Source organism: Mesorhizobium sp. NPDC059025 (genome assembly GCF_042739655.1).
GTDB lineage: Bacteria > Pseudomonadota > Alphaproteobacteria > Rhizobiales > Rhizobiaceae > Mesorhizobium.
This window is the reverse complement of the sequence record NZ_JBHYIM010000004.1, coordinates 450368-472061: the sequence shown is the minus strand read 5'-3', so window position 1 is coordinate 472061 and position 21694 is coordinate 450368. Positions and strand designations below refer to the sequence as shown.

Here is a 21694-nt window from a genome sequence, read left to right as displayed (position 1 = left end):
GATCGATGTCGTTTCAGAATCGTTCGAGTGGTGGCACGCTCGTCATCTTGAGACTGCCTCTCGCCTTGACCCAGAATGGCGCGGAAGGCGAAGGATCAAGTCAATTGGTTGTTCCACACCAGGTATAATGGCCGGATGGCTCCAACACCGGTTTAGCTATCTGCACAGAAGTTAACGAGGTATCGTAGGCGAATTCCTTCAGCGTTTAGTGTTGAGGTTGATGTCCGCATTTTGTTAGCGATTGCTCAGCAACCGACAGCCTCGTCCCCCCTCCGGTGTTATGAAGCGTGCAAGCCTAACCAGATCGGTCTTCACATAGTCCGGAGCCACCGAGTGCACCGTAAATGTTCCGATGACGACCGCCGTCGGTGACGGGTCTCTGAAAGACACTTCCACGTAAAATAAAACAAGCACCAGATGTTTTTAAGTCGGCCCGCGCGGGTTGGATTGCACCAGACTGGGACCAGCTCACGCACCAAAAGCTCCCAGCTTCCTTCGACAGATCGAAATCGGCGACTTTGTGCAACAATCGAGAAATCATCATTCAGATTGGGTGTGCAAACTCCAAAACGCCTTGCTTACGCATGATATTTTTTCCTAGGCTCGGAACTTCTCAATCCGCTGCTGCTGCACCCCAAGTCCTGCAATACCGAGACGAACGCAGTCACCAGGGTTTAGCCACACCGGCACCGGCTTCATTCCCAACCCTACACCAGGCGGTGTGCCGGTGGCGATGAGATCACCAGGAAACAATGTCATGTACCTGCTGCAATAGGAAACAAGTTCCCGAACGCCAAAGATCATCGTGCTGGTACTGCCGGACTGCATGCGCACACCATTTACATCCAGCCACATATCGAGGTTTTGCGGGTCACCAATCTCGTCGGACGTCACCAACCATGGTCCAACCGGCCCGAAAGTGTCACAACCCTTGCCCTTGTCCCACTGCGTGGACTGCGTTTGAAAACCGCGCTCTGACACATCGTTCACCACGCAGTATCCCGCCACATAATCCAGAGCATCCGCCGCATCGACAAAGCGAGCTTGACGACCAACCACCACACCCAATTCAACTTCGAGTGCGGTGGCTGCACGATCGGATCATCCGGACCCGACCGGGCCGAAGGGGCCTTCAAGAAAATGATAGGCTCGCTCGGAACTGGCAGGCCGGCTTCAGCCGCATGATCGGAATAATTCAGACCAATGCAAATGAACTTGGACATTCCGGAAAAGGGCACGCCAAAACGCGGGTTGCCGGTTACGACCGACAATTCAGAAAGATCAATCGCAGCAAGTTTTTCTTGACCTTCCGGCGACAGATACTGCGCATCAATATCAGTACAAAAGCCTGAAAGATCGCGCAAACAACCATCACCGTCGACAAGAGCGGGTCTTTCCTTACCGGGCGCACCATAGCGGCAGAGTTTCATGTTTCTAGCTTTCGAAAGATCAATTGAATACCAGAGCAGACATCAGAACGCCTGCGCCGAGCACCACCGCCATTCCAGTTGCTCAAACTTGGCACAGAGGCCAGGCTGGATTGTCAAAGCTCGATTACGCGTTCATGCGCTACGCCTCGACAATCCATCTCATAGTCGAGCCCGACAATGGGTGGCCTGTTGAAGTGCCAAGTAAACCCATGTCTTGCTGCGCCTCGTTTCACGATCTCATCAGCTAGGAAACTATGAATGTCGTAAACTGTATAAAGCTGGACCGCTGTCGTATCGCCCCAATCGGCATCAAGAGCGTGCATGCGGCGCTCCATTTCGCCAAGTACCCACCGTGCTTTTTCGCGCATACCGCCGGGGGACGTATCCCCCAAAGCGATAGTATGTCCATTATAGCTGTCCTTACCTTCGGGCACCTCGCCGCTACCGGCCACCACAAATGACGGCGCGGCTTCCGCACAAACCCGCACGAAAGAGAAAGCATGAAAACTCGGCTCCGCCGGCGGAGCAATCTCAGGACAAACATTGCTACGGGCGACCGGGTTGTCACCGTTCTCAAACAATCCCCAATCCTGGAGTGTGCGAGCATAAACTTCATTTAATGCTCTGAAACCGTCTTCGGTGAACGGAGCCGGTGACCGCAACTCGCAGGCACAAAACGACGTCAACGGTCGGCCGGCATTCTGGATGACCTCCGCAATACGGCCAAAAGCAGCCTGAAGCGGAACGGGTTCAACGAACCGCACACGTTCAATGGTGTAACCTGGAAGTGCAGCAACACCTGCCGAATATTGAAAGACACCGGGCACATAACGATAACCACCCTGAGTGAAGTCTCTCGTGTTCATGATATCTCCTTGAGTTCAGCAACTGTATGTCAACATTGATTTCGCGCACGCTATTGCGGCAGCAAAACCCACAACAAATCCCTTCGCGATCCACCGCCGATCGCGATTCAAAACTCGAATGCTATTTAGCCTTCACCCCATGGCCGGATAAACTCGACTACCCGCCCAATCTCTTCCGATTGATGAAAAAGAACTTCGGCTCCGATTCCAGCAAAGCTAAAGAATAAATTTCTCGACAATCATGCGATCTTCTTCCTTATTTGCAACTTGACAGCGTCCAGCAACACAGCCGCAAGCACCATGCCACCTTGAATCATCTGCGTGTAATGCGCCGGCATCCCCATCAGATTAATCGCTGTCTGGATGGCTGAAAGCAGCAGAACACCTGCATAGACGCCAGCCAGGTTGCCGACACCGCCATTCAAGCTGACACCTCCGATCACCACCGCCGCGAAAGTCTGAAACAACATGCCAATGCCGAGGTTGGCGGTTGCGCCTGACGTGCGGATTGCAAGCAACCATCCAGCCAACCCGGCTGTCGCTCCCGCAAGCATAAAAGCGGTAAACGTAAGTCGACCAACGCCAATGCCCGCCCTGAAAGCCGCAATCGAATTACCGCCGATCATGAACAGATGGCGACCAAAGGGCGTACGCCTCAAAACAAAACCAAAAACGACAAAGGCGACGATCGATATCCACGCAATCAGCGGGATCGCCAGGAAACGATCAATGGCGATGACCCGGATTGAAGGCGGAAGATCCTGCGCGGAACGGCCGCCCGAAACCGCCACAACCAAGCCGCGGACCCAGATGTAGGAGGCGAGCGTCACGATGAACGCATTCATCTTCAGCCGCACGACAAGCAAACCATTAAAAGCACCAATTGCGCCGCCGATCGTAAGCGCAAGCGCAAGCGAGATTGGCACGACCAGCCATTCGGGCGTGAAAGCGATACCAAGACCAACACCGCCTGAAGCAAACAAAATCCCAGTTGCCATCGCAGCCAACGCCATGACCGATTCGATCGACAAATCCATGTGACCGGCAATGATGATCAGCGACAAGCCAATCGCCAAAATCCCAACGAACGTAGACTGCTCAATAATATTCGCAAAAATACCGATCTGAAAATAAGCAGGAATTGTCGCCGAAAAAATGAAAAGTACGATAACAAGGATGAACCAGACAAGATTATCTAATACGAACTCTATTGCCCGGCGCTGACTAAGGCTCATGATCAATTTTCCAACAAAGAGATTTCTGTAACTAATCGTAGCCGGGAATCTGCTCTTACTCTGCCAAAAACAGATTACCGACTGCTGCAGAGCAACGACTTATTCGACAGCCTTTACGGTTATCGTCGGCGCTTTCAAATTACCCCAGAAGCGCTGGTCATCGACATTTTCCTTGGTAATCGCCGCACCAGGAATCTTCAGGTTCGGCCCCCATGACTCAATGGTCAGTTCAGCCTTGAGACCAAGCACGTCGTAAGTACCGGGCTTCAATTCCTGCTTGTTCACTACTTTGTCGGCAAACATTGCGACAGCTGCCGCCTGTGCGTAGAGCGGCTGCTCCACTTCGACCTGCTCCCAGCCCTTGCGGATCAGATCAAGGCCCAGCGGATCGCCATTGGAAGAAACCAACAAGACATCGCCAGGTTTCTTACCAGCTGCCTCCAATGAAGCGACAGCCGGAGGTGCCAACAAAGCGGCATGCACAAAAACAAGATCAATGTCAGGATTTGCCAGCAATTGATCCGCAACGATAGAGCCGGCATTCGCCGCCTCCCACTGCATAGCAGGCTTGGATATGACGGTTACACCTGGATGGGCCTATATTTTTTCGTCAAACCCCTTCTGGATATCGAGGGTGTAGGAATCTCCAGGGTCGCCAAGGACCTGCAGCACCTTACCCTTCACATCACCATTTTTCTCCTTGAGCAGACGAGCAATTTCATCGGCGGCGATATGACCAATCTGGACTGTGCCGGCTACAGAGGTGAAGTCAGATTTGGTGGCGGTAACCTGGCGGTCGAAAATCATCACCGGGATGCCTGCGGCACGCGCTTTCTCGATACCGGGCTTCATTGCATTAAAATCCACAGGCGCGATGACGATCGCCTTGGGCTTCAGAACGATCGCGTCGTTCATCTGGCTCTGCTGCAGATCGGTCTTGTTGTCAGCATTGAGCGTAACCGTTTCATAACCGACATCCTTGTTGAACTTCTCGATCGCTTTGACCGACTCGCTCTGAAACTGGTCGATTAGCGACGGCACGAGATAGTAGATTTTGCCTTTGTCGGCAGCCCATGCCGAAGACAGCATGGTCGTCAGCGCAAAAGCGGCCCCTGCCAGAACCATCATCTTTCGTTTCATGAATTTCTCCCATTTTTCTATCTGAACGTCCCGGCCACCATGACCGGAACGTAACTTCAACTTGGGCCTGTTCCCGACCCTTTGTATTAAAGGCTAGCGCGAGCCATGGCTTTGCCGCCAACCATCGGGCCGCCGCCCACAGCCTCACCGGTAATCATGCGAACCACTTCATCGGCAGTGGTGTCACCGGTCTTGACGTTGCCTGCAACAACGCCCTGGCGGATTACCACCATGCGGTCCGCCACCTGGAAAGCCTGCGCCATAGTATGTGTGATAATGACCACGCCGATGCCCTGGGAAGCGATACGACGGATCATCTCCAGGCCGCGCCTCGTCTGCTCGACACCTAGCGCCGCGAACGGCTCGTCGAGCAAAACCAGCTTGCCGCCCCAATGCACGAAACGGTTGAGTTCTATCGCTTGACGCTGTCCGCCAGAAAGATGCTCCACATTGGTGCGCAGCGAAGGTATCCTTGTGCCCGCATCCGTCAGCGCGGCGGCCACCACCTTCTCCATCTCCCGCTCCTGAAGGATCGGAACCCCAAACATCTTTTTTACGATTTCACGGCCCATGAAAAAATTCGCGACCACATCGATGTTGGTGCAGAGCGAAAGATCCTGGTAAACCGTCTCGATACCGGCTGCCTTCGCCTCGGCCGGAGAGGAAAACACAACTTCGTTGCCCTCATAGATCATTTGCCCAGATGTGGCCGATTGGCCCCCTGAGATGATCTTGACCAACGTCGATTTGCCAGCGCCGTTGTCGCCAAGCAGCGCCACCACTTCGCCGCGGCCTATCGAGAAGGATATGCCCCGCAATGCCTCAATGGCACCATAGTTCTTCGTGATGCAATCAAGCGTGAGAAGAGGTGTTTCGCTCATCCGGCAGCTCCCTGTATTGTATTGTTTCACTGCTGCATTCCGCAGCAGCTGCTACGATCTTGCGACGATAACCCCTCACCCGCTGGCCTTCGGCAAGATAGCGGTGGCCATTTCGGGCAAGGTCTGACCACCGTCGATGACGATGGTCTGGCCGGTGATGTAGCCGGCCTCGTCGGAAGCCAGGAAGCGCACTGTCTGTGCGACCTCCCGTGTCGTGCCGAGCCTGTGCAGCGGCACGGCGGCGAGCTGGGCATCCACAAAGCTCTGCGACTGATGTTCAAGCACACCCTCGGTGACGATGTTGCCCGGCTCCACCGCATTCAGCGTGATGTTCCAGGGCGCGAATTCCAGTGCCGCCGTGCGCATGAAGCCGGGCACGCCAGCCTCGCTGGTGGCGTAGTGGGAATAACCCGGCTGGGCGACCCGGGTGCCCGTGATCGAGGAAATGAAAACGACCCGGCCACTGCGCTGCCGCTTGAAATAGGGCACACAGGCCTTGGTCAACAGAAAAGGCCCCTTGAGGTTGACCGCCATCACGGCATCCCACTCGTCAGGCGCGATGTCGACAATGGACGTATGGGGGTAGATCGCGGCATTGCCGACGGCAATGTCGATCCGGCCCTTCTCTTCCACGATCGCCCCGATAACGCCCGCGACCTCTTCTTCCCGCGTGACATCCATGCGGCGATAGGTGACATCGAGACCGGTTTCGCGCAGCCTCCCGGCCGCACCTTCTCCATCGGCGTCCACGATACCGGTCAAAAATACCTCTGCCCCGGCCCGTGCGAGCTCCGTCACGATCCCGAGCCCGATGCCGCGCTGCGCACCAGTGACGATGGCTACCTTTCCAGACAGGTCAAGAGCACTCATGCCCGGACCTCGGCAAGGTCGGCAACCGCACACGAAACAGAGCAGACGTGCCCAGAAGGATAAAAGAAACGCAACATCGGCGGCATCGGACCTTTTCAACGACAACAAACACGCACATCCCGCGACACCTGCCCGGGGTCACCTGCGTGAAAGAAATATCGCGGACAAAGGCGTTCCGCAGAAGAGCAAAGCTTAACGCACAGCGTTGCCGTATCCGCAACGCTCCAAAACACTTCATGTCAAAGCGCGCCTGCAGGGCTATCCAAGCCTGATGAATTTGGCACGACGGTCCTGGTTCGTCGGAGCCGCTCGCCATGACGGTGGGAAAGCAGCGTTGCGCTCTCAATTTCCAGGATTCGACACCCAATAACGGCAACTGCTGACAAGGTCGTCGAGCACCTTGTCGTCTTCGGCTTCAAAAGCTGGAAAGACTTCCAGGGTAAGATGCCTGACCGCCGAGGCGGCTGCATTTGCCAATGTATCGTGAACCGCCTTCGGATGAATAATCCCGATCGAATTTGTCTCCTCGGTAAAACACCAATGGCGATCACCCCGACCGTCGGTCTGCTGCAGATGAACGATGGGACTAAGATGGCTTAATTCAGCCAGCCACAGATACGGATCCTGCTCGGCTGGCGGCAGATCGGGCCGACACGCGTGACCTATATCGTAACAGAATGCGACGCTGGCGCCATGCATCTCCTCGAAGCGTGCAGCCAGGCCAAGACATTCCGAAATACTGCTGGGAAATTCGCGCGCGACAGGCATGGGTTCCCATAAAAGGTAACGCAATCCGGCGTCTCCTGCGTAGCTGGCAAGGCTTGCGACGTGCTCCAATTGCTCTTGCGCCAACGCGTTTCGTCTTGTGGGATCGCGAAAGTCAGCCACGCTGTACGCACCCATATGCCCTCCGAACGTATCGGCGCCAATTGAAGCGCATAGATCGATACCGCGTTTGTACCGCTCCAGTGCCGCGAGGCGCATCTCAGCTTCGGGATGAAGAAGCATATTGGCGCTATAGTCGGCCAGCCCCGAAAAGACGCTCGAAACGACAATGCCCTCATTCGCGCAGGCGGCGCGGATCCGCGAGGCTTGGGCCGCCAATCGCGCAGCCGAACCGGAGAGGTCGACCAGATCAAGCGAGAGCTGTACGTCCCTCACGCCAAGACGCTCCGCAACCAACGCAGCCCAGACCTCCGGTTCTGGCCAACGCTTCATGGCAAAGCCATTGTTTATGCTTAATGTAGGCGCCATTGCCTTCCCCTCAACTGGAAAATTGGGGCAGGACCTGCTCACAGGTCCGACTCTAGATCTTTATCGGTACCGCAGCGCCAACCGGCGTCAGATGGCCGAAGCTGTAAAACAGTGGCAGAACGGCTGCTCCAAGGGCGGCCACTTCCTGTCCAACAGCCCCCAAAATCAACCTCGGCGCTGCCCGTTGTCTTCGAGAGGACACGGACGGCGGCAGCGGGGTAGCCCGTCGCTCGAGCTCGGCAAGTATCGGTTGCGGCATAAAACCATTGATGACGATGGTTTCGGGATCGAACAAATTCTCAAGATTCACCACGAGAATGCGCAGCACGGTCGCGGCCGTTTCCATCCATGTTTGCAATTCCGGATCCTGCGAACCGAAACGGTCCAGGAGTTCGTCATAGACGGCCGGTGCGCTCGGATAACCGAGATGCTCGAAAGCGGAATGGATTGACAGATAAGTTTCCGCACAGCCGCGGTTGCCGCAGTAGCATCGCTTTCCATCGGGATAGACAACCATATGGCCGATTTCACCGGCGTTGCCAAAGGTGCCTCGATAGGGCTGACCATTGACGAGGACGCCGCCACCGAGACCGGTGCCAACAAAGATCGTGACCACATTGCGATATTGACGAGCGACACCGAAATAGTGTTCGCCCATGGCAGCAGCGGTCGCGTCATTCTCCAGATAGACTGGCAGTCCCAGCCGCTGCGACAGCCATTCGGAGATTGGAGCATCGCCCCAATCCGGCAAAACCGTGGGGCCATTTGCGAGAACCTGATCCACCTCGAAGGGGCCGGGCATGACAACGCTGACGCCACAGACGCGATCCAGCGTAATACCCGCATTTGAAACCAACTGTCTCGTGGCAGCTTCGAGCGCTGGCAATCCCTGCTGCGGGGTCGGACTGGCAACCCGAACCGTGACTTCTCCGCACCTTCTCCCTGACAGATCAAGCAGCATGCCAATCAACCAATTATGATCAAGTTGAAGGCCTATAGAGTAAGCGCCATTTGGATTGATGGAGAGCAGCTTTGGCGGTTTCCCGCGGGATCGAATCTGAACCAGACTCTCAACGAGCAAGTCACCAGCAACGAGTTCATCCGCAATATTGGACACGGTTTGCACCGACAGGCCGGTAATCCGCGCCAAATCGGCACGCGAGAGCGTGCCGTTCACGCGAACAGCTTCAATCGCAACACGCCGGTTATGATCACGAGCGTTCTCCAAATTGGCACCAGAAAATGCCTGCGCATTCTTCGAATCCATGGGCAGTCCCGTCATGCAACCGACAGGATGTCACGTGCGTGTCAGTGCAAGTGTTCATCCCGAAGATGCCGCTAGACCGTAATAGTTACCTTTTTCAAGCTCCTCGGTGAATCGACATTAGTACCACGGCTGCCCGCAACGCATTCAGCCAGGCGATAGAAGCGCGAAATCATGGCAATTGACTCCAAAACGCTGTTGGGTGTTTTGGGAACAGGCAGCCAATCAACGGTTTTTTCACGACCGGCAACAAACACCCGAACACCCATCGAACGCGCTTTTTGCGCGGTCTCAAGTACACCAGGCAGCGCACTGTCCGACTGGGCAAACAGCACAACCGGACGCTCCGGTACCAACAAGGCCGCCGGGCCATGCCAGACCTCCGCGGCGCTGAAGGCTTCCGCGAAGATGTAGCTTGTCTCTTTCAATTTAAGTGCCGCCTCGCAGGCGATCGAGAACCCTATGCCTCGCCCAAGGACAATCGCGCTTTCGACTTGGGAGAACGCTTTCGCCACATTCTCCCAATCCGTTCGCGCGGATTGCTCGATGATATCCGGCAAGCTTTTCAGCGAAAGCGCCAGATCGGCATCGCCACACCATTCAGCAACGACGGCCGCAATAGCGACGAGGCTGCACACAAAACTTTTCGTCGCCGGCAGCGCCAGTTCGGGCCCGGCACCCACCGGCAGCGCGATGTCAGAATTCTGCTCAAGGCGCGATTGCGGACTGTTCACAAGCGAAATCGAAAGGGCGCCCGCGAGACGATTGCTGGCTTGCAGCACATTGATATCATCGCTGGCTCCCGATTGCGAAATTGCCCAGGATACCATGCCGCTTAACTGCAGCGGCCGCCTATAGATGGACGACAGTGAGGGTCCAACCGAAGCGACAGGAATGCCGATCCGCGACTCCACCAGATGTTTCAGGAAGGATGCGGCGCAATCGGAACTTCCACGCGCCACTGTCGCCATTGCACAAGGCGACTGTCGACGAAGTCGGCGTCCTGTGTCTATGTAATGCGGAAGATACGTATCCAATTGCTTTGCTACGCAATCGGGAATCTGGTCGATCTCGCGCGCCATCTGCGTCTTGCGATCGGCGGAAGGGTCAAGCGGCATAATCGCCACCCAGCCTATCAGAAACGTGTTCGTTGCCTGCCAGGATCCGTGCACACCCCTTTAAGGCTGCAAAACGATCCGTGATTATAAAGGTGCCGACGTCGGCCAAAAAAGGACGTCCCCGCCCTTTTCCTTCCAGACGCTCTCGCAAGCTGCTGCCCGGAATCAACGGAGCCATTTGGATGAGAAGCTCGCCATTCAGAAATATGCCGCCGCGCGCGCCGCAGGTGAGCGCAGCATTGCCGCATACGTCGCCCAGCAGACCCAGAAACATTTCGAGTGTCTCACGCTCCCGGGAAAACGCGTCCGCGACGCCGCGCTCCACAATATCATATGACGAGATGCCGGAGGCAGTGTCGGTGGCATCAACAGCCGCAAGCGCCTTGTGTAATTCGACAATACCGCTGCCGCACAAAACGCGTTCGGCCGACACGCGGCCATGACGCGCGCGCAAGACCTGCCAAGCGGCAATCTCCCTTTCCGTATGCACGGGCAAGGTGACATATCCGCCCTCGCCCGACAGAATGAGGGGTTTTGTAGAATCGCCGTGCAACACAACAGCCATACCCAAACCGGTTCCCGGGCCGATGATGAGTTGGGGCATCGATGGCCGCAGGCTGACCCCGCCAATTCTGGCCAGACTGTTAGCGTCAAGCTTGGGAAGAGCCGCGGCCAGGGCCGCGAAGTCGTTGACGACGACAAAGCGGTCAAGGCGCAGCGTCTTGCGTGTGCCTTCAATGGAAAACGTCCAGCCCCTATTGGTGATATTCACCTCGTCGCCGATGACGGGACCGGCGATACCGATGCAGGCCTCACCGATTTTGACGCCGAACGCCACGATCGCGTGATCCAGCAACTGTTCGAGCGACGAAAAATTGCTGCATCGCAAGACAACAGGGGACAGCTGACGGTCACCCTCCGTTACGGACAAGCGGGCGTTGGTGCCTCCAATATCGCCGACAAGGACAGCAGGCGCACTCAAAACTCCACCTCTCGCGCTACGGCGGGCACGAAATCGGTGAGGTCTTCCTTGTCGAATTCGACAGTCCGGCCCTCTTCCGCGGATTTATAAAGCGCCATCAGCATTCGCACGACCTCGACGCCGTCCGCGAACGTCTCGAACGGCATTTGTCCCATGCGGAAGGATTCGACCATTTCTCGGTTTTCATTTGTATAGCCATATGTGCCGTGCTCGTCTTCCACCACGGGCATGAGGCCCTGTTCGGAATTCTGCTTCTCGACCAGATCCTCGCCCGCTTCGCCTGCGAGATTGCGCGAGAAAAAAACCTTCAATCCTGATCCAAGAGAGCTGTATTCCATTGAATACTCGGCCCCGAGCACCTCGAGCTGAATGCGCAGACCGGCGCCAATGTAGGCCCAGGATGTGGCACATTCGATCACCACATCCGTTCCGTCATCGCGCGTCATGACAATGGTGCCGCGCGCAAAATCTTCTGCAGGCCGCTTTAGATAGTCGACGTCGCCGCCCATGCCGGTTGCCAGCGAACGGGCGTAGTCCGGTCTGTTCCATTTGAGCGTCGCGACCGTGCCAGTCGCCGATTTGGGTTTCAGCGTCTGCCGCGCCGCGCCGGGGGCCGTCAGAAGAAAGCGACCGACTTCGACGCTGTGGCACATCATGTCCAGCAGCACCCCGCCGCCTTGGCGCTGGCCTTGCCAGAACCATGGTTCGTGAGGACCGGCATGTTCCTCGGTCGCCCGCGCGACATAGGGAGCCCCGGCAGCCGCAGCCGCACGCGCCCAAAGAATGGACTTGCCGCGCACGACTGCGGTCGCGAAGAGCTGGTTTTCGAGGTAACCGTGCAGGAGCGCTGCTTCCTCGACAAGGTGCAACATCTCTTCCGCCTCCCTGAGTGTCCGGGCAAGGGGCTTTTCGCAGGCGACCGCGCGCAGCACGCCGGGATTGGCGATAGCGAAGTCGCGGATCGCGCGCATGGTCTCGAGACGCACATAGTTGGGCGCAAGTATCCACACGGCGTCGATCTCGCCGGAGGCAAGCATGGAATTGAGATCCTGATACGCAACGCAAGGTCCAAGCTTCAAGGCATTGGCTTTGGCGGCCAGCGCCTCCCTTCGCTGCTTGGTGGGACCATAGATGCCCCGCACCTCGACATTGCGAACTGAAACCAACGATTCAAGGTGAAAATTTGCGATGAAGCCGGCGCCAATCATGCCGATGCGCAACGTCTTCAATTCGGTGAATGCCTTGGACAAGATCGCTTCCTTTGTTTTCAGCTGTCCGTAGTGGCCGGGCTGGCCCATAGACACGGCCCGGCCGGTTGCTGGCGGGGCTATTTCGTGCCACCCCAAATTTCCGGATAGCCGACCATGTCCTCGCAACCGCAAAGCGCGTAATGCTGTGGCGGCATGTTGGCTTTGGTGTATCTGTCCAGCGTCTCGGCGGTGATTGTGGGCTGAGGCAGATACCAAATCGGCCCAGGCACTTTCTCGCCGCTCAGGATCTGAGTCGCCGCGATGATTGCCGTACGCCACTGGAAGGTGGGGTAGGTCGGCGCGATCGCGGCAAGCTTCTTTTCCTTCCATTTAGCCAGGAAATCCTGCTGATCCTCACCGGTAAAGATCGGAATATCGACGCCGATATCCTCGAACGCCTCGATGGCGGCCACGGAGGTTGCACCCGCATCCATCCAGACGGCGTCGATCTTGCCGAAGCGCTGAAGATAATCCTCGACGATCGATTTGGCCTTCGCCCGATCGTCCTTGGTGAATTCGGAACCGATAATCTTGATCTTGTCGTTTGCCGCAAAAATACGCTCCGCGGCCGACCAGCGGGTTTCAAGAACATCCACACCGGGAGAAATGCGAAGCGCCAGCACGTTGCCACCTTGCGGCAGCGAATCGACAATGAAACGTGCCGCCTGTGCTCCAAAGGCATAGCCGCCGATCGGAGTGATAAAGCTTACAGGACATTCCGTGGTAACGCCGCGCGAGAACACGATGACAGGCAGCTTGGCACAGGCGCGTTCGACGGCAGGTGTCAGTGCCGCAGTGGTGTTGGGCGTGACCAGCAGTACGTCGCACTTGTTGCTTGCGAGCAGATCATCGATGTCGGCGATCTGCTTGTCGTCCTTTCCCTCACCGTCGGTTACGATGAATTCCTTGACGTTGGCATGAAGCTTGATCTCTTCCTGCATGGTCTTGTAGCCGACGACTTGCCAGGGGTTGAAGATGCCGGCATTCGAAAAGCACACCGTCCAGGGCCCGTCCTTCTTATATCTAGACGTGTCGCGGAAATTGTCCGCCATCGACTGCAGCCAGGGCTTGGCGGAATCTCCGATCGGCTTGGCGTCCAGCATCGCGATCTGGCGGTCATGTTCCGCCTGATCGAAGAACTTGTTGTCTTGCGCGGCCGCTGAGGTACACACCGCGATAGCGATTATGGCGGGCAGAATCGATTTTATCTTGCTTGGTAATGGCATGACGTCCTCCCTCTTCAACTTCGGCGCATCATCCCGCCGACCGGATGTCAGAGACCGCTCTGACGGCGTTCACTTTCTGCGGGCCGAGTAGGCCACCGCGCAGATGATGATCAGACCTTGCACAACGTCTCGAAGGGGCTTTGGGAATCCCCAGATGTTGAGGAGCGTGAACAGCGCGTTCAATGCCAGCGCTCCGGCGATGACCGGCAGGACCGAACCGCGCCCGCCAAGCAGCACCGCGCCCCCGAGCACCGCAGCAGAGATTGCCTGCAATTCATAACCGGCACCCGCCGCGGTCGAGACACCGGAGAATCCGCCGAGCAAAATGGCGGCGATCGCGGCGCTCAGGCCCGAAAACATGAAGGCAACAATGCGAACACCAGCAACATTGACGCCCGACAGCCTCGCGGCGCGCGCATTCGCGCCCACCATGTAGAGCTGACGGCCGAAGCTGGTGTTGTGCAGGAGGAACCATGCGACGGCGGCGAAAGCGATCACGACGAGCAGAGCCACCGGGAAGCCAAGGATACTCTCACGCCCAAACCAGCGGAACGTGTCGGGCAGATTGCCGCGCGCGGAACCTCCTGAAAAATAGAAGCCCGCACCACGCAACATCAGCAGCATGCCAAGCGTGGCGATGATCGATGGCACCTTGCCAACCGAAACGACAAGACCGTTTGCGGCACCTGATGCCAGCCCGATCGCAAGGCTCAGTAAGATGCACGGATAGACCATCTCAGGACTGGTGTTGAGCAGCAATGCGCTAAGGAGGATGACAAAGGTGATCAACGATCCGACCGAGAGATCGAAGCCCCCTGACACAATCACCAGAAGCTGCCCGATCGCCAGAACAACAAGCGGCGAAGATCGTCGCAACAGCTGCATCATGGGTCCATAGTCGAGATAGATCGGATTGGACACCACCATCGCAACCAGGATCGCAAGCAAGATGAAGTAGATGGGTTCGACGGATTTAAGCCTCCGCAAGAAACCGGACCTGACAATTATGGAAGCACTCCGCATCATGCGACCTCCTCGCGGGACCTGATCGAGTATGCCGCGACCGCGACGATGATGATGGCCCCGCGCAGAACCTGCTTGAGATAGGGATCCACGCCCAGTTGATTGAACAGGCTGTCGATGAAGCCGAGGATCAAAACACCTGCCAGCGTCCCAAGTATGCCGCCTTTGCCGCCTGCAAGCAGCGTCCCGCCGACGACCGCAGCGGCAATGGATTCGAGATCGTAGATCCCATCGGAGCCAACCCAGGGAGCTCCCGATCCAAGCCTGCCGACCAGGAAAAGGCCCGCGGCAGCGGCCATCAAACCTGTTACCATATGAGCGCCGATGATGATGTTTGCCGTGCGAATGCCAGCAAGGCGCGCGGCCTGACGGTTGCCGCCGACCGCATACATGTGCGCGCCGAACCGTGTGCGATGCAATACGTAGCTTGCAACCGCGACGAGTATCAAGAGAAGGAAAACGGGCGCTGGAATGCCGAATGGCCGGCCATAAGCAAGTTGCTGGTACTCGACAGGCACGGAGCCCGCGAAATTCTGGAAGCTCGTGCTAAGAATGCCTTGGATGATGAGACCGACACCGAGGGTGGCGATAAGCGGATTGACATCCAGTCGGGTCACCAGCAGGCCGTTCACCGTTCCGATTGCCATGCCGAGCAGAAGAATGAACGGAATGGCGGCTGCGATCATGATTGGATCGCCCTGCATGATGAATGACGCCAGTACCGCTGCCAGCGAAATGACGTAGCCGACGGACAGGTCGATCGATGCCACCAGGACGACGAAAGTCTGTCCGATCGCCACGATGCCGAGCGTTACCGACCGCTCGAGCATATTCGACAGAAATGCCCACGACATACCTCCAGCGCGCCCGTACAGTTCAAGTACTGGAATGGAAATGAGCAGCATCGCCAAAAAAACCCACAGCACTGGCGGCACAGCGAACAACGTCCTGCGCCAAGGCGCTTTCTTCGCAGACCGGCTAAGCATGGCTTCGTCCTCCCGCCTCAAGCAGAATTTCTGCCTCGGACGCGTCAGGCGGAAATTCGGCAGTCAGCGTCCCGTCTCTTATGACGAGAATGCGATCGCTAATCCCCAGCACCTCCGGCAGTTCCGACGACAGGACCAAGACCGCGCGCCCTTCATCCGCGAGCCTGCGCAGCAACTCGTAAATCACTGCTCTGGCACCGACGTCGACGCCGCGGGTAGGTTCTGCGAGGACGAGAACTCTTGCCTCGGTCAACAACCATTTGGCCAAGACAACCTTTTGCTGATTGCCACCCGAAAGACTGGATGCCGGCGCGCCTCGGTCAGCAGGTTCGAACGCGACACGTTCCAGGATCGCGTCGATGACGTCGGCCCGAATACGGCCGGGTTTCGAAAACCATCCAGCCATCACGCGTGACGCCAAAAGCAGATTGTCGCCGATGGCCTGCTCGAGCGCCAATCCCTCACTTTTGCGGTTTTCGGGAACGAAACCTATTCCAGCGCACATGGCATTGGCGGGGTTGTCGAGATCCAAAGGATTTCCGTCGATCGTGACCGTGCCCGATTGAAAACCCGGACTTCCCCAGATTGCGTATGCCAGTTCGCTTCGCCCCGAGCCTTTCAGCCCAAAGACACCGGCAATCTCGCCGCCCCGAATCTCCAGATTGATGTTCGAAAGGCCACTGCCACCGCCGCCAGTCACCGTCAGAACGATATCAGAATCCCGGGACGGGCCAGGCCGTTTCGGGTAATACTCGTCGAGTCTCCGCCCGATCATCGCCGACACCAGCCGCTCGGGCGACACCTCCGCGATAGGGGCAGACAGCGCTTTCTCGCCATCCTTGATCACGGTGACCTCGTCGCACAGATCGAATATCTCGGCCATGCGATGCGAGATGTAGACGATGGCAAGCCCGTCGGCGCGCAATCTGCGGATGAGGTTGAATAGAATTTGGCAGTCATCATCCGCCAGGGTGGCGGTTGGCTCGTCGAAAACCAGTACACTGGCGTCGAAAGCCACCGAGCGCGCAATTTCGATCATCTGCTGGCTGGCAATGCTGAGATCCGCGACACGTTCATCGGGGTCCAGATCGAGATCAAGCAGATGCAAAATCTCCGCTACGCGGCAGCGCATTGCATCGACCTGCAACCTTCCGCCTTTTACCCGCTCGCGACCGGCGAATATGTTCTCCGTTACGGTTCGGTGCGGGAAAAGATTCAACTCTTGATGGACAATGGCTATCCCATGCTCCTGAGCTGCGCGCGGATGGTTCATAACTATGCGGCGCCCATCCAGCAGACACTCGCCTTCGTCGGGAAGGACGGCACCCGTCAACACGTTCATGAGCGTTGACTTACCAGCTCCGTTCTCTCCGACGAGCCCGTGTACGCGCCCGCGAAAAAAATCGACACTGACGCCCTTAAGGGCGCGAATGGCGCCATAACTTTTGGTAATATTGCGCAGCGAGAGAATGGGGTTCAGCCCGACTGCCGCGCGATCTTCAGCGATGTTCATTTGCCCCTCCGACAAACAAACTTTAAACACGGGTATTTATTAAGTCAATTTGATTTGAAAAATAATTTATCTCGGGATGGCAAAAATCGACAACAACCTCGAGCCCGCGCTTGCATTTACCAAAATCGAAATTATAGATAAATATAGATTCTATCGATAATAACCCAACTGAACCAAGGGACACGCCCGATGCGGCCATCGATGGCATGCGGATCGATGGCAATGACAGAGCAACGGAGCCTGCGCGAATTCAAAAAATCTATAATCGTCCAACGACCTGTCTCATGTCCGTACAGTGCGCGCACCATGCGCTACTGCATGGACGGGCCTTGGCGCAGCCCGAACGAGCGCGACGGGGAAACGATCGTAGCCAGGGTTCGCGACATGAGGGCGTTCGGCATGGAGACATGTGTGACTTTTGGCATGCCGCCAGCAGCGCAGAGTGCCGTGTTCGCCCATGTAGGCCTCCACACTATGATCAAACAATCGACCCGTCGGAACATTTCTACAGTCAGATCATCGCCAACCGGACCTTCGCTGACCGCCTCGAAACACTTTCGAATGTGCGCGATGCCGAGATCAAGATCTGCGCAGGCGGCATTCCTGGCAAGGGCGACATGTTGGACGACCGGTTTCCACGCTCGTTACCCTCGCCAATCTGCCCTCGCCGTCCAAAAGCCTGCCGATCAACATGCTCAATTCCATCCGCTGGATCGAGGTTCACCGACGTGGCGCGGGCGAGCCCAGTGGTTTCACACGAGCCGTCGCGCACCCACGCCTCACGATGGCGCAATGCATGTGCGCCCTTCCGCCGGTCGAACGGAGGTAACCGAGGTAATGCAGGCACCCTGTTTTTTACCGGCGGCAACAGCTCCGTCGGCGACGCGCAACTGACTGCAGACCATCCAGACGAGGATGTCGGATTCTTCCATGGTAAAAGTGATGTTGCAGGAGCCAAATGCATGAGCGGCAGCGCCCTCGACCGCTACGCACGGACTTTGGCGGGCCTGGAGCGCAAGGGGCGATATAGAGCGCTCCTATCACCAGCTGGCATCGATTTCACGTCCAACGATTATCTGGCGCTCGCCGGTTCCCCGCGTCTCAAGGCCGCCATCGCGGCAGCTGTCGAGCGCGGCGTGCCCATCGGTTCGGGCGGCTCGCGGCTGCTGCGAGGCAATCACCCTGAACATGAAGCCTTGGAAGCGGAAGCTGCGGCCTATTTCGGCACTGATCGTTGCCTCTACTTCGCGACCGGCTATGCCGCGAACGCAGCACTCTTTTCGGTGTTGCCCCAGCGCAACGACCTCATCGTTCACGACGCACTGGTGCATGCGAGCGTCCATGAAGGCATTTCAGCCAGCAAAGCGTCCGTGGTCTCAGTACCGCATAACGACGTCCAGGGCTTTGCCGACGCAATCTCGAGATGGCGGCGAGCCGGCGGCATCGGTCACGCCTGGATTGCCGTGGAAAGCCTCTACTCGATGGACGGCGATCGATCACCCTTGACCGAACTCGCAGAACTCGTCGACAACAATGACAGTTTCCTCGTCGTCGACGAAGCGCATGCCACCGGTGTCTTCGGCTCCGGCGGGCGCGGATTCGCCCACGAACTGGGAAACCGCGAAAACATCATTGTTGTCCACACCTGCGGCAAGGCGCTTGGTGTCAGTGGAGCACTGATTGGCGCCAGCGCGGTGCTTTGCGATTATCTGGTCAACAGAGCCCGTGGTTTCATCTATTCGACCGCACCATCGCCGCTGATAGCGGCCGGTGTACGCGAAGCGTTGAGGGTACTTGCCGACGAGCCCGAGCGCCGGACCGGCCTGAGCGCTTTGCGGACATTTGCCAATGGGAAACTTGCTGCCGAGCTTGGCGTCAGTGGCAGCGGATCGCAGATACTGCCCGTTCCGATCGGCGATAACGTCTTGTCCATGCGGATCGCGGCGCGCATGCGTAACGAGTGCTTCGATATCCGCGCGATCCGCCCCCCGACGGTCCCTGAAGGCACAGCGAGGCTTAGGATCGCCATTACCCTGAACGTCAACGAACCGACGATCTCGCGCCTGTTCACACAGCTCGCCGCCATAATGGCGGAGGAGATGACGTGATGCCTCGCTTCGCCATCACCGGAATCGATATCGGCAAGACGGTTTCAGAGGGCGCATTCCCCGCGCGGTCCATTGTAATTCTTGCTGTCGTCATCGCCGGCGAAAAGCAAACGAGGCCGGTAAGCATGATCGCCAAGCGGGCGCATGTCCGCTCGCTCCAATGGCTACCGAGACCCGATCCGCTGACTTCGAACCTGCTACGGCAAGCTTTTCGAAAGAACTTTGATACCGGTCTTTTCTCAGGGAGTTGATATGACCGCGTCACCTGTCTGGCATCCCTTCACTCAGCACGCTTTGGAGCCGGCAATGAGACGCATTGTCAAGACCGAGGGGGCTTTTCTCATCGACGAGGGTGGCACGCCCGTTCTCGATGCAATCTCGTCCTGGTGGGTCATTACGCATGGTCACCGACATCCTGCGATCATGAAGGCTGTTGAAAGGGCTTGTGAAACTTATGACCAGATCATCTTTGCCGAATACTCGCATGAACCGGCTGAGGCACTGGCGAGGGGCCTGATCGAAATTGCACCCGCCGGACTGGCGCATGTCTTTTATTCCGACAGCGGCTCGACCTCGGTGGAGGTGGCGCTGAAGATGGCACTCGGCTTCTTCCATAACATTGGGAAGCCGCGCAGGCGCGTCGTTGTCATGGAGCATAGCTATCACGGTGACACGATCGGCACGATGTCGGCCGGAGAGCGCGGCATCTTCAATGCTGCCTATGAGCCACTACTCTTTGACGTCGATAGGCTGCCCTTTCCGAAGGCGGGCGAGGAGCAGGTGACACTCGATGTTTTCGAGGAAGTCTGCAGGTCCGGCGACGTTGCGGCGCTGATCATCGAGCCGCTTGTTCTCGGCGCCGGCGGAATGAAGATGTATCGGCCGGTGCTGCTTACCGAATTGAAGCGCATTACCGAGCGGTACAGAGTCCTGCTGATCGCCGACGAGGTGATGACCGGCTGGGGCCGGACGGGTAGTCTCTTCGCTTGCGAACAGGCGCTGGTCGCGCCGGATATCCTATGCACGTCCAAGGGCTTGACCGGCGGCGCGCTGCCGCTGGCGGCGACGCTTTGCACCGCCGAGATCTTCGATGCGCATCTCTCGGCCGACCGGCGCAAGACCTTCTTTCATTCCAGCTCATACACTGCCAACCCGATTGCCTGCGCTGCCGCCGTCGCCAACCTCGATGTCTGGAGGGCAGAGCCTGTGCCGGATCGCATTGCCGCGCTTGCAGAATATCAGCGCAAAGGACTTGGCCGCTTCGAAGCGGATCCGCGGTTTGGCAATGTTCGCCAGATCGGCACGATAGCTGCTCTCGATCTCGTCGCGACGGAGGGCGGCTACCTCTCGGAGGTCGGGCCTCCTCTTCGGGCATTCTTCCGCAAACGGAAGCTCCTGATCCGCCCGCTTGGCAACGTCATATACTTGATGCCACCTTACTGCGTCACCGCTGCCGAGCTCGACTGGGCCTATGATGCGATCGATGAGGCGGCCAGCCTTTTCGCGGCGGGACGGCTATGAGGGGCGCTGTTGCATCGCGTCTTGCAGGGCTCGGCCACGCCGTACCGGCCCGACGCGTCGAAAATGCCGAAATCGAAGCGAGGCTTGGATTGGAGCCGGGCTGGATCGAGCGCCGAACGGGCATCCGCGCACGTCATTGGGTTGACGATGCCGAGACGCTCAGCGGACTTGCGGCGCGGGCCGGAGAGGCTGCACTCGACGACGCCAGCATTGCGCGCGGCGACATCGCCCTCACCCTGCTTGCCACATCGACGCCCGATCATCTGCTGCCGCCCTCCGCACCGCTGCTTGCGCATCGTCTTCGTCTTCCCAACAGCGGTGCGATCGACCTTGCCGGCGCTTGCTCTGGCTTCCTCTATGCGCTGACGCTCGCCGACGGCTTTGTCCGTGCGCAGGGAAGGCCGGTCCTAGTCGTGGCAGCCAATATTCTCAGCCGGCGGATCAATCCGGCCGAACGGGCAAGCGCCGTTCTCTTCGCGGATGCGGCGGGCGCTGTGGTGCTCTCACCGTCAGACGAGATCGAGAAAGGCATTCTTGGAGTGGATCTCGCCTCGGACGGAAGCCGCTACGATCTGATCTCCATTCCAGCCGGCGGGAGTAACAAGCCATTTGCTCTTGGCATCGCGGCGGAGGATTTCCTAATGACGATGCGCGATGGTCGCGAGATGTTCACGCAGGCTGTCGAGATGATGACGGCCTGCGGCGCCCGGGCGCTCGCTGCTGCCGGTCTGGATGAGGCAAAGACCGATCGCTTCGTGCCGCACCAGGCCAATGCCCGGATTTTCGATGCCGTCGCGGACAATCTCAGCATCGATCGGCAAAAGACCGTGCGGACAATCGAAGACTACGGAAATTCGTCAGCGGCAACGATCGCGCTCTCCCTGTCGGTCGCCAATCGAGCCAGGCCATTTGTTTCCGGTGAAAAATTGCTGCTGGTAGCTGCCGGAGCAGGCCTGATAGGGGGCGCCCTGGTTTTGGGAACGTAATTCGCGTGCACAGCGCTAGGAGCGCTTATGGGCACGGCATG

The 21694-nt window shown here is 57.7% G+C and carries 17 protein-coding genes and 2 pseudogenes; 4 read left to right on the top strand and 15 right to left on the bottom strand.

What is annotated here, in order from left to right; all coding sequences use genetic code 11:
- Window positions 1–597: 597 nt before the first annotated feature.
- The 15 genes and pseudogenes from ACFWYE_RS13585 to ACFWYE_RS13515 all read right to left on the bottom strand — a co-directional run bounded on the left by ACFWYE_RS13585 (window position 598) and on the right by ACFWYE_RS13515 (window position 17038).
- A pseudogene (locus ACFWYE_RS13585) lies at window positions 598–1430 on the bottom strand (fumarylacetoacetate hydrolase family protein).
- A 113-nt stretch (window positions 1431–1543) separates the two neighbouring features.
- Complete coding sequence (locus tag ACFWYE_RS13580) at window positions 1544–2299, bottom strand: hypothetical protein (protein WP_379112003.1); 756 nt, start codon at window positions 2297–2299, stop codon at window positions 1544–1546.
- 236 nt (window positions 2300–2535) lie between these two features.
- Window positions 2536–3531 (bottom strand): ABC transporter permease, encoded by a 996-nt coding sequence (locus ACFWYE_RS13575; protein WP_379111951.1) that lies wholly within the window; start codon window positions 3529–3531, stop codon window positions 2536–2538.
- A 99-nt stretch (window positions 3532–3630) separates the two neighbouring features.
- A pseudogene (locus ACFWYE_RS13570) lies at window positions 3631–4659 on the bottom strand (sugar ABC transporter substrate-binding protein).
- 98 nt (window positions 4660–4757) lie between these two features.
- Entirely contained in the window at window positions 4758–5552 is a 795-nt protein-coding gene (locus ACFWYE_RS13565) for an ATP-binding cassette domain-containing protein (RefSeq protein WP_379111949.1), read from the bottom strand.
- 75 nt (window positions 5553–5627) lie between these two features.
- Window positions 5628–6422: an SDR family NAD(P)-dependent oxidoreductase gene (locus tag ACFWYE_RS13560; RefSeq protein ID WP_379111947.1), complete on the bottom strand. Its 795-nt coding sequence runs from the start codon at window positions 6420–6422 to the stop codon at window positions 5628–5630.
- Between the two features lie 342 nt (window positions 6423–6764).
- Entirely contained in the window at window positions 6765–7676 is a 912-nt protein-coding gene (locus ACFWYE_RS13555; RefSeq protein WP_379111945.1) for a sugar phosphate isomerase/epimerase family protein, read from the bottom strand.
- A gap of 52 nt (window positions 7677–7728) precedes the next feature.
- The gene (locus ACFWYE_RS13550) at window positions 7729–8943 is read right to left on the bottom strand and encodes an ROK family protein (RefSeq protein ID WP_379111943.1); all 1215 of its coding nucleotides are present in this window, start codon (window positions 8941–8943) and stop codon (window positions 7729–7731) included.
- Between the two features lie 71 nt (window positions 8944–9014).
- On the bottom strand, window positions 9015–10058 hold the full coding sequence (locus ACFWYE_RS13545) for an SIS domain-containing protein (RefSeq protein ID WP_379111941.1): 1044 nt from the start codon (window positions 10056–10058) through the stop codon (window positions 9015–9017).
- Window positions 10048–11040 (bottom strand): glucokinase, encoded by a 993-nt coding sequence (gene glk / locus ACFWYE_RS13540; RefSeq protein ID WP_379111939.1) that lies wholly within the window; start codon window positions 11038–11040, stop codon window positions 10048–10050. The genes ACFWYE_RS13545 and glk overlap by 11 nt, the downstream gene beginning before the upstream one ends.
- Window positions 11037–12248: a Gfo/Idh/MocA family protein gene (locus tag ACFWYE_RS13535; protein ID WP_379112001.1), complete on the bottom strand. Its 1212-nt coding sequence runs from the start codon at window positions 12246–12248 to the stop codon at window positions 11037–11039. Before ACFWYE_RS13535 ends, glk begins: the two co-directional genes overlap by 4 nt.
- Window positions 12249–12367: 119 nt before the next feature.
- Window positions 12368–13516 carry a substrate-binding domain-containing protein gene (locus ACFWYE_RS13530; protein WP_379111937.1) on the bottom strand — a complete coding sequence of 383 codons (1149 nt, stop codon included), beginning with the start codon at window positions 13514–13516 and terminating at the stop codon, window positions 12368–12370.
- Between the two features lie 69 nt (window positions 13517–13585).
- Window positions 13586–14404 carry an ABC transporter permease gene (locus ACFWYE_RS13525; RefSeq protein ID WP_379111935.1) on the bottom strand — a complete coding sequence of 273 codons (819 nt, stop codon included), beginning with the start codon at window positions 14402–14404 and terminating at the stop codon, window positions 13586–13588.
- A gap of 134 nt (window positions 14405–14538) precedes the next feature.
- Window positions 14539–15393: an ABC transporter permease gene (locus ACFWYE_RS13520; RefSeq protein WP_379111933.1), complete on the bottom strand. Its 855-nt coding sequence runs from the start codon at window positions 15391–15393 to the stop codon at window positions 14539–14541.
- Between the two features lie 124 nt (window positions 15394–15517).
- Window positions 15518–17038 (bottom strand): sugar ABC transporter ATP-binding protein, encoded by a 1521-nt coding sequence (locus ACFWYE_RS13515; protein WP_379111931.1) that lies wholly within the window; start codon window positions 17036–17038, stop codon window positions 15518–15520.
- A 962-nt stretch (window positions 17039–18000) separates the two neighbouring features.
- Between ACFWYE_RS13515 and ACFWYE_RS13510 the strand changes: the two genes are divergently transcribed.
- From ACFWYE_RS13510 to ACFWYE_RS13495, 4 genes are read left to right on the top strand one after another with little or no spacing between them, the layout of a single operon-like run.
- Window positions 18001–19146: an 8-amino-7-oxononanoate synthase gene (locus ACFWYE_RS13510; RefSeq protein ID WP_379111999.1), complete on the top strand. Its 1146-nt coding sequence runs from the start codon at window positions 18001–18003 to the stop codon at window positions 19144–19146.
- Window positions 19146–19397, top strand: a complete 252-nt coding sequence (locus ACFWYE_RS13505) for a hypothetical protein (RefSeq protein WP_379111929.1) — start codon at window positions 19146–19148, stop codon at window positions 19395–19397. Before ACFWYE_RS13510 ends, ACFWYE_RS13505 begins: the two co-directional genes overlap by 1 nt.
- Window position 19398: 1 nt before the next feature.
- Window positions 19399–20667, top strand: a complete 1269-nt coding sequence (locus ACFWYE_RS13500) for an adenosylmethionine--8-amino-7-oxononanoate transaminase (protein WP_379111927.1) — start codon at window positions 19399–19401, stop codon at window positions 20665–20667.
- Window positions 20664–21653: a beta-ketoacyl-ACP synthase III gene (locus ACFWYE_RS13495; RefSeq protein WP_379111925.1), complete on the top strand. Its 990-nt coding sequence runs from the start codon at window positions 20664–20666 to the stop codon at window positions 21651–21653. The genes ACFWYE_RS13500 and ACFWYE_RS13495 overlap by 4 nt, the downstream gene beginning before the upstream one ends.
- Window positions 21654–21694 lie beyond the last annotated feature (41 nt).

Excerpts from the sequence above, each read along its gene's own strand:
- ACFWYE_RS13575 (WP_379111951.1), bottom strand. The coding sequence starts at position 3,531 with ATGAGCCTTAGTCAGCGCCGGGCAATAGAGTTCGTATTAGATAATCTT.
- ACFWYE_RS13565 (WP_379111949.1), bottom strand. The coding sequence starts at position 5,552 with ATGAGCGAAACACCTCTTCTCACGCTTGATTGCATCACGAAGAACTAT.
- ACFWYE_RS13560 (WP_379111947.1), bottom strand. The coding sequence starts at position 6,422 with ATGAGTGCTCTTGACCTGTCTGGAAAGGTAGCCATCGTCACTGGTGCG.
- ACFWYE_RS13555 (WP_379111945.1), bottom strand. The coding sequence starts at position 7,676 with ATGGCGCCTACATTAAGCATAAACAATGGCTTTGCCATGAAGCGTTGG.
- ACFWYE_RS13550 (WP_379111943.1), bottom strand. The coding sequence starts at position 8,943 with ATGGATTCGAAGAATGCGCAGGCATTTTCTGGTGCCAATTTGGAGAAC.
- ACFWYE_RS13545 (WP_379111941.1), bottom strand. The coding sequence starts at position 10,058 with ATGCCGCTTGACCCTTCCGCCGATCGCAAGACGCAGATGGCGCGCGAG.
- ACFWYE_RS13535 (WP_379112001.1), bottom strand. The coding sequence starts at position 12,248 with ATGATTGGCGCCGGCTTCATCGCAAATTTTCACCTTGAATCGTTGGTT.
- ACFWYE_RS13530 (WP_379111937.1), bottom strand. The coding sequence starts at position 13,516 with ATGCCATTACCAAGCAAGATAAAATCGATTCTGCCCGCCATAATCGCT.
- ACFWYE_RS13525 (WP_379111935.1), bottom strand. The coding sequence starts at position 14,404 with ATGATGCAGCTGTTGCGACGATCTTCGCCGCTTGTTGTTCTGGCGATC.
- ACFWYE_RS13520 (WP_379111933.1), bottom strand. The coding sequence starts at position 15,393 with ATGTCGTGGGCATTTCTGTCGAATATGCTCGAGCGGTCGGTAACGCTC.
- ACFWYE_RS13515 (WP_379111931.1), bottom strand. The coding sequence starts at position 17,038 with ATGAACATCGCTGAAGATCGCGCGGCAGTCGGGCTGAACCCCATTCTC.
- ACFWYE_RS13510 (WP_379111999.1), top strand. The coding sequence starts at position 18,001 with ATGAGCGGCAGCGCCCTCGACCGCTACGCACGGACTTTGGCGGGCCTG.
- ACFWYE_RS13505 (WP_379111929.1), top strand. The coding sequence starts at position 19,146 with ATGCCTCGCTTCGCCATCACCGGAATCGATATCGGCAAGACGGTTTCA.
- ACFWYE_RS13500 (WP_379111927.1), top strand. The coding sequence starts at position 19,399 with ATGACCGCGTCACCTGTCTGGCATCCCTTCACTCAGCACGCTTTGGAG.
- ACFWYE_RS13495 (WP_379111925.1), top strand. The coding sequence starts at position 20,664 with ATGAGGGGCGCTGTTGCATCGCGTCTTGCAGGGCTCGGCCACGCCGTA.